The sequence below is a fragment of the Macrococcus sp. DPC7161 genome, from assembly GCF_004117835.1.
Taxonomy (GTDB): domain Bacteria; phylum Bacillota; class Bacilli; order Staphylococcales; family Staphylococcaceae; genus SDSC01.
This window is the reverse complement of the sequence record NZ_SDSC01000017.1, coordinates 1-8,418: the sequence shown is the minus strand read 5'-3', so window position 1 is coordinate 8,418 and position 8,418 is coordinate 1. Positions and strand designations below refer to the sequence as shown.

Sequence of the window (8,418 nt, the reverse complement as noted above, 5' to 3'; positions counted from 1 at the left end):
ATTCCAACAGATGTAAACGCTGGAGATGATACATTAGACTCAGATGGATCAGTAGTAACAATTGATTTGACTTCAAATGATTACACAATCGATTCAGGATTTTATACACCAGAAGGTGGTAGTGGCACACCAACGAACCCAGCAACACCAGTGGAACCAGGCACACCAACGAACCCAGCAACACCAGTGGAACCAGGCACACCAACGAACCCAGCAACACCAGTGGAACCAGGCACACCAACAAATCCGGCAACGCCATTAGAGCCAGAATCACCAACGAATCCGGCAACGCTAGTTGATCCAGGCACACCAACGAACCCAGCAACGCCAGTGGAACCGGGTACACCAAGTAACCCTGGAACTCCAACTGAATCTGGTATGAAATCATTACCGGATACAGGTGAACATAATAATTCTGGTACTTTAGCGGCAATGTTTGCAGGTTTAGGTGGATTGTTGTTATTCAGAAAACGCAAACAAGAAAACGTTCAATCAGAAGAAAAATAAAAATTGAATTAAAATAACAAGTTACAAACAAAAAACAAGCTAAGAATGTTTAAACATTCTTAGCTTGTTTTGTTTTGTTTTATATGTAACTGTTATTTTCTATAGAAGATTTATTTACTTCTATTAAATTTAAAAGTTCTTTATAGTTCAGATGATCGTTATGATTGAAACTCTATAAATTTTTCCCATAACTTAAAGTTACTGCTTTCTGAGTACTTTTGTTTTGTTAATAAGCAATTTTTGTAATAAGTTTCTCTGAGTTGAGGATTTAATAAAAACTTACGAGTCGTTTGATATAACGCTTCTTCATCATCTAAAGTGATTAAATTACCATTAATATTATCTTGTATAATCTCGCTTGGACCATATTTCACATCGTAACCAATGACAGGTGTGTGGTGATTATATGATTCTAATAGTACTAATGCAAAACCCTCTTCTTTACTTGTAAATAATGAAAGTCCGCTTTCTTCATATAATTTAGATAAATCTCTCGAGTAGCCTTTTAATTTAATGTATTCGTTAGCATCAAGGTCATTAATTAATTCTTCTAATACATCTTGTGCACCGCCGATACCACCAAATCCATAAATGTCTAAAGAGATTTCAGGGAACTCTTTTTTTAATCGATGAACTAGTCTGATTTGATGATCGAGCTGTTTACTGTGAATGTATCTTGAAACAGAAATGATTTTAAACGGATGTTTATGGCTAAAGTCATTGACTTCATTGACGTCTTTATCTTTAATGTATCCAACAGGTATATTAAATACCTCACCATGGAAGTTACTATGATCCAATACGTCTTGCTTTTGGAATTCTGTTGAACAGATCAATGAATTAAATCGATTGATATGATCGCCTAAGAAATTATATGGCCATTTAAAGGCGCGTCCTTCACTGTATTCATCAGGCAAGTGCGTAGTATGTAAAAATACTGATGCTGGGATAATCGGATTTACCTTTGCAAATGGTTTAACATACTCATACGGACGATCAAGTATAAATACATCTCCAGGTTTGTATAAATCTTCGATAAAGTGTGCAATGAATTCATCTTCATTATTAAATGTAACTTGAGTACCGTCATCTTTAAATAAGAAAATGATAACGGGCGCATCTTGCTGATTGATGTCATAATGCTTTTCGATGACGATTTCACCTTTAGGTGTATAGAATTGCTCAAGAAATACTTTCTCATGTGGGCCTAAATAACGAACGGAACTTAAGAATCCTCTATTATCATAACGTTCATGTCGGTTAATAGTACCGATTGAGCTAATGTGATTAATGAAATTGATTTGCTTTCTTTCAGTATTCACAAACCTTACATATTTAAGTAACTTGCCTTCTTTTGATTTCACACATATATCTAATTGGTGTGAAACAACTTCTAATGTGTATCCAAGATCTTCTTCCCAGTAACGAAGTAAATCGATTGGTTGAGAAGATTTAAGGTGGGTACATTTTTGATAGTAATCGTACATATTAATTGTGTCATTCTCAACACCGTGATTTACGTGCGTATTGTGGTTCATATGATTGTACTCTATTGAAATGATTTTTGCAGGTACATTATTCTTTTTAAATAAATTCAAACGGTTAAATATCGCTTTATCAACACCAGTAATGTTTTCTGGTACTGCAACGCATGTAAAATAGTACATATGCTTCTCCTTATGGTTTGTTATTGTTACCTATATAATACCAAGTTATTAATATATCGTACAAATCATAAAATGGAAAATAAAATTTAACAATTAAGATAAATGATAATTTGTTAAAAAATAAAATGTTAAAATCTTGTTAACATCTTCGTTTATTTATACGAAAATCTGAATTTTTATTTTTAAAAAGTATATAAATACAGCTTTATTAATAATATATATGTACCGTGCAATATAAATGTATAGTAAAAATATAATGTGAAATTTTAAAAGGTGACATGAACGTTTGTTCATGTCACCTTTTGTTTTAAAAATAAAAAATGGTCTTTAGATTTCGTTATTTATATTTCCAGAAAATTTTTCTCTTTAAAAAATAAGATAAGTTAATGGGATTAACATCGATTTTTAAAACCATTATGTTGTTTATATATATATTGTATCTTTTCTAAAGCCATAATAAAGGGAAAATAAAAAATGTCATAATTTAGACACATTTTTCAAAATGTAATTATTTCTGAGCTGATAAAAAACATTATACATATATATACTATTTTAAAATAATTAATAACAATCGAACAAAATATTTATTTTTAATGAAAATATAGTGTTCTTAGTGTTTTTTGTTTGAACAAATGTAAATACTATTATATTTATCAAACCTACTTGTATTTATGCATATATGCTTCTTACATTTTAAAAGGTAAAATTATGGGAAAAGTAGAGTGATATACATTTTGCATGTATTTAATTTGATTTACATTTTTTAAAGTACGACTATAATTAGGAATATCAAATGAATGTTAACTTTTTTGATAAGTTGACTTAACAAGGAGAAAATAAATGAAACGTAAAAATAACAATAGAATGGATTTCTTGCCCAATCGATTAAATAAGTACTCAATTAGAAAGTTTACAGTAGGAACATCTTCTATATTAATTGGAGCTTTAATGTTTATAGGAAGTCCTTCAGAAGCTCAAGCAGCTGAAAGTACTACTACTGTTGCAACGACAGAAGCACCAGTAACAACAGAAGCACCAGTAACAACAGAAGCACCTGCAACGACAGAAGCACCAGCAACGACAGAAGAGCCAGCAACGACAGAAGCACCAGCAACGACAGAAGCACCAGCAACGACAGAAGCACCAGCAACAACGGAAGCGCCATCTACAACAGAAGCACCAGCAACAACAGAAGCACCAGCAACAACGGAAGCACCAGCAACAACTGAAGCGCCATCTACAACAGAAGCACCTGCAACAACGGAAGCGCCATCTACAACAGAAGTGCCAGCAACAGAAGCGTCGACAACAGAAGCAGCGACAACAACGGAAGCGCCATCTACAACAGAAGCAACAGCTACAGAATTAACAACAGTAGTAAATAATGCTACTACAATAGAAGAAAAGCAATCAGCAGTTGTAAACTACTATGCACAAAACACGGGTGTAACTTTAGAAGAAGCACAAATGACTGTGGAAAGTTTGGGTCTAGATTATACAACTTTAACAACAGAAGAAATTACAGCAGCATTATTACAAGCAATCGCTAATGAACAAAATGCAAATACGGCATTAGCAACGCCTGTATCAGTGAACACATTAAGCACATCTATGGAGTCAATGACATTATCTTTAAATGATACGACGACTATTAGATCTTTAAATGGCACGCCATCAAATGTTAATGATTTAGTCACAGCATCAAATATTTCATTTACAGATTCAGCTGAATCATATAATGATGGAATTGTTTGGGCGACAGCATATGAACATATATTAATGAGTGCTGATTACACAGTTGCAGATGCAGTACAAGCCGGTGACTACTTCACTGTTACTTTAGGTGAAAACTTAGCGCATCCAGGCGGATTAGCAGTAACTGTAGCAGATTTAAAAGCAGCTGATGGTAGCACAATTGCTACGGCAAATTGGGATGAAGCTACTAAAACAATTACATATACATTTACAAACTATGTAGATTTATACAATAATATTTCAGGTTCAATGAACGAATATTTATTCCCAGATAGAACTACGGTTACTGTAGATAATGGTACTTATCCGTTCACTGTAGATTTTGCAGGTGAAACACATACAAATACGCTTATGGTTGATTATGGTAATAATCCGAATGGAAATGATACTGTCATTGGTACAACTGATTATATCATTGGTAACGAATACCATAATATTACTTATTTAAACCAGGATCATACTTCATTAAATCCAGCTCAATTTACAATCACACCGACTGGATTTTCAGTAGACCCAAGTACAGTTAAAATATATGCAGTGAATTCAGGATATGTATTACCAGATAGTTTTAAACCAGATCCATCACAATTAACAGATGTGACTGCAAATTACACAATAACTAAAAATTCTGCTGGTACAGTGATTATAAATTTTGGTGATGACTTAATTAATGGGCAAACTTTCGTAATTATGGATACTGCAATACCGACCGGACCTGTAACTGATACTTCAAATGTACTTTATGGATTAACTACTAATTCATTCTACGATCCGGAATATCCAAACTTTTATCAAGATACCCATCATGCAAACTGGTATCAACCGATCCAACCAACATCTACTGCAACGGGGACACTTAGTGGGAATCATAATTTAGGTGACTATGTTTGGTTAGATACTGATAAAGATGGTATTCAAGATACTACTGAAACAGGTGTTGCAGGAGTAACTGTTACTTTGATGGATAATACTGGTAAAGTTCTTGCAACAACTACTACTGATGCTAATGGTAAATATTTATTCACAGGTCTTACAGATGGTGATTATCAAGTACAATTTACTCCACCAACAGGCTATGATGTTACAGTGGCAAATAGTGGAACAAATGATGCTGCAGATTCAGATCCTACATTAAAAGCTAATGGCACATATACTGCGAACGCAACAATTGCGGGTGCTGATAATATGACGATTGATATGGGATTGGTAGAAACACCAACATACGACTTAGGAGACTATGTATGGTTTGATGAAAACAAAGATGGTATCCAAGATACAGCCGAATCTGGATTGGAAGGTATCACTGTTAACTTATTAGATAAAAACGGTAATCCTATTTTAGGTGCAGATGGTCAACCAATGACAACGACAACAGATGCAACAGGTCATTATATATTTACAAATTTACCGAACGGTGATTATATTGTTGAATTTACAAATGTACCTTCGATATTAGTAGGATCTCCATCAAATACAACAGCTGATAGTGCTGATTCTGACGGTACTTTAGTTGCGCCAGGTACATATAGAGCACCTGCGACGATTAATAATGCGGACAATATGACGATTGACCAAGGGTTATATTCAGATTCAGTGACAGATTCAGTAACGGATTCGGTAACAGACTCAGTAACAGATTCGGTAACAGACTCAGTAACAGATTCAGTAACCGACTCAGTAACGGATTCAGTAACGGATTCAGTAACAGACTCAGTAACCGACTCAGTAACGGATTCAGTAACAGACTCAGTAACCGACTCAGTAACGGATTCAGTAACAGATTCAGTAACAGATTCAGTAACGGATTCAGTAACAGATTCAGTAACGGATTCAGTAACGGATTCAGTAACGGATTCAGTAACAGATTCAGTAACGGATTCAGTAACGGATTCAGTAACAGATTCAGTAACGGATTCAGTAACGGATTCAGTAACGGATTCAGTAACAGATTCAGTAACGGATTCAGTAACAGACTCAGTGACAGATTCAGTGACAGATTCAGTGACAGATTCAGTAACAGACTCAGTAACGGATTCAGTGACAGACTCAGTAACGGATTCAGTAACGGATTCAGTAACGGATTCGGTAACAGATTCAGTAACGGATTCAGTAACGGATTCAGTAACAGATTCAGTAACGGATTCAGTAACGGATTCGGTAACAGATTCAGTAACGGATTCAGTAACAGACTCAGTGACAGATTCAGTGACAGATTCAGTGACAGATTCAGTAACGGATTCAGTAACGGATTCAGTAACAGACTCAGTAACCGACTCAGTGACAGATTCAGTAACGGATTCAGTAACGGATTCAGTAACAGATTCAGTGACAGATTCAGTGACAGATTCAGTAACGGATTCAGTAACGGATTCAGTAACAGATTCAGTGACAGATTCAGTAACAGATTCAGTGACAGACTCAGTGACAGACTCAGTGACAGATTCAGTCACAGATTCAGTAACAGATTCAGTAACAGATTCAGTAACAGACTCAGTAACAGATTCAGTAACAGACTCAGTAACAGATTCAGTAACAGATTCAATCACAGACTCAGTAACAGATTCAGTAACAGATTCAATCACAGACTCAGTAACAGATTCAGTGACGGATTCAGTAACAGACTCAGTAACAGATTCAGTGACAGACTCAGTGACAGACTCAGTAACAGATTCAGTGACAGATTCAATCACAGATTCAGTAACAGATTCAGTAACAGATTCAGTAACGGATTCAGTAACAGATTCAGTGACAGATTCAGTGACGGATTCAGTGACAGATTCAGTAACAGACTCAGTAACAGACTCAGTCACAGATTCAGTAACAGACTCAGTGACGGACTCAGTAACAGATTCAATCACAGATTCAGTGACAGATTCAGTGACAGACTCAGTGACAGATTCAGTGACAGACTCAGTAACAGATTCAGTGACAGACTCAATCACAGACTCAGTAACGGATTCAGTAACAGATTCAGTAACGGATTCAGTAACAGACTCAGTGACAGACTCAATCACAGATTCAGTAACGGATTCAGTAACAGACTCAGTGACAGATTCAGTGACAGATTCAGTGACGGATTCAGTGACAGATTCAGTAACAGATTCAGTAACGGATTCAGTAACAGACTCAGTAACAGATTCAGTGACAGACTCAGTGACAGACTCAGTAACAGATTCAGTGACAGATTCAGTAACAGATTCAGTAACGGATTCAGTAACGGATTCAGTAACAGACTCAGTGACGGATTCAGTAACAGATTCAATCACAGATTCAATCACAGATTCAGTAACGGATTCAGTAACGGATTCAGTAACAGACTCAGTGACAGATTCAGTGACAGATTCAGTGACGGATTCAGTGACAGATTCAGTAACAGACTCAGTAACGGATTCAGTGACAGACTCAGTAACAGACTCAGTAACAGATTCAGTAACAGACTCAGTGACAGATTCAGTGACAGACTCAGTAACAGATTCAGTGACAGACTCAATCACAGACTCAGTAACGGATTCAGTAACAGATTCAGTAACGGATTCAGTAACAGACTCAGTGACGGATTCAGTAACAGATTCAGTGACGGATTCAGTAACAGATTCAGTAACAGACTCAGTAACAGACTCAGTGACAGATTCAGTGACGGATTCAGTAACAGACTCAGTAACAGATTCAGTAACAGATTCAATCACGGACTCAGTAACGGATTCAGTGACAGATTCAGTGACAGATTCAGTGACAGATTCAGTGACAGATTCAGTAACAGACTCAGTAACGGATTCAGTGACAGATTCAGTAACGGATTCAGTAACAGACTCAGTAACAGATTCAGTGACAGATTCAGTGACGGATTCAGTGACAGACTCAGTAACGGATTCAGTGACAGATTCAGTGACAGATTCAATCACAGATTCAGTAACAGACTCAGTATCAAATTCAAACTCAACTTCAGATTCTATGTCTGATTTATATGATATAGGTGACCATGTATGGTTCGATCAAGATAAAGATGGCATCCAAGATGAGAATGAGCCAGGAATCGCAGGCGTAATAGTAACATTAACAAAACCTGACGGTTCAACAGTAACGACAATGACAGATGCCAATGGTAACTATGTATTTACAGACTTACCAAACGGAGACTACACAGTGACATTCGGTACTCCAGAAGGATACAATGGACCAACAATTTCTAATGTAGGAAACGATGGATTAGATTCAGATGGTCAAGTTGTGAAAGTAACAATCAACAACGCAGATGATATGACTGTAGATTCAGGCTTCATCAAAGTAAGTGTTGGAGATACAGTTTGGGAAGATACAGATGGAGACGGTCAACAAGATACAGATGAGCCAGGTATTCCAGGCGTAACAGTAACAATTACATATCCAGATGGCACAACAGAAACAACAACAACGGACGAAAACGGAAACTATGAGTTCCCGAACGTACCAAATGGTGAAGTAACAATTGAATTTGAAACACCAGAAGGTT

Annotated in this window: 3 protein-coding genes; 2 read left to right on the top strand and 1 reads right to left on the bottom strand. The window is 36.2% G+C overall.

Going from position 1 to position 8,418, the window contains the following annotated elements:
* A partial coding sequence (locus ER639_RS11860; protein ID WP_164993448.1) for an LPXTG cell wall anchor domain-containing protein occupies positions 1-507 on the top strand: 507 nt, incomplete at its 5' end.
* 158 nt (positions 508-665) lie between these two features.
* On the opposite strand, the gene ER639_RS11855 is transcribed toward ER639_RS11860, so the two are convergent.
* Positions 666-2,174 (bottom strand): glycosyltransferase, encoded by a 1,509-nt coding sequence (locus ER639_RS11855; RefSeq protein ID WP_129065965.1) that lies wholly within the window; start codon positions 2,172-2,174, stop codon positions 666-668.
* A gap of 840 nt (positions 2,175-3,014) precedes the next feature.
* Between ER639_RS11855 and ER639_RS11850 the strand changes: the two genes are divergently transcribed.
* Positions 3,015-8,418, top strand: a 5,404-nt coding sequence (locus tag ER639_RS11850) for an SdrD B-like domain-containing protein (protein WP_129065964.1), incomplete at its 3' end; no start/stop codon positions are given.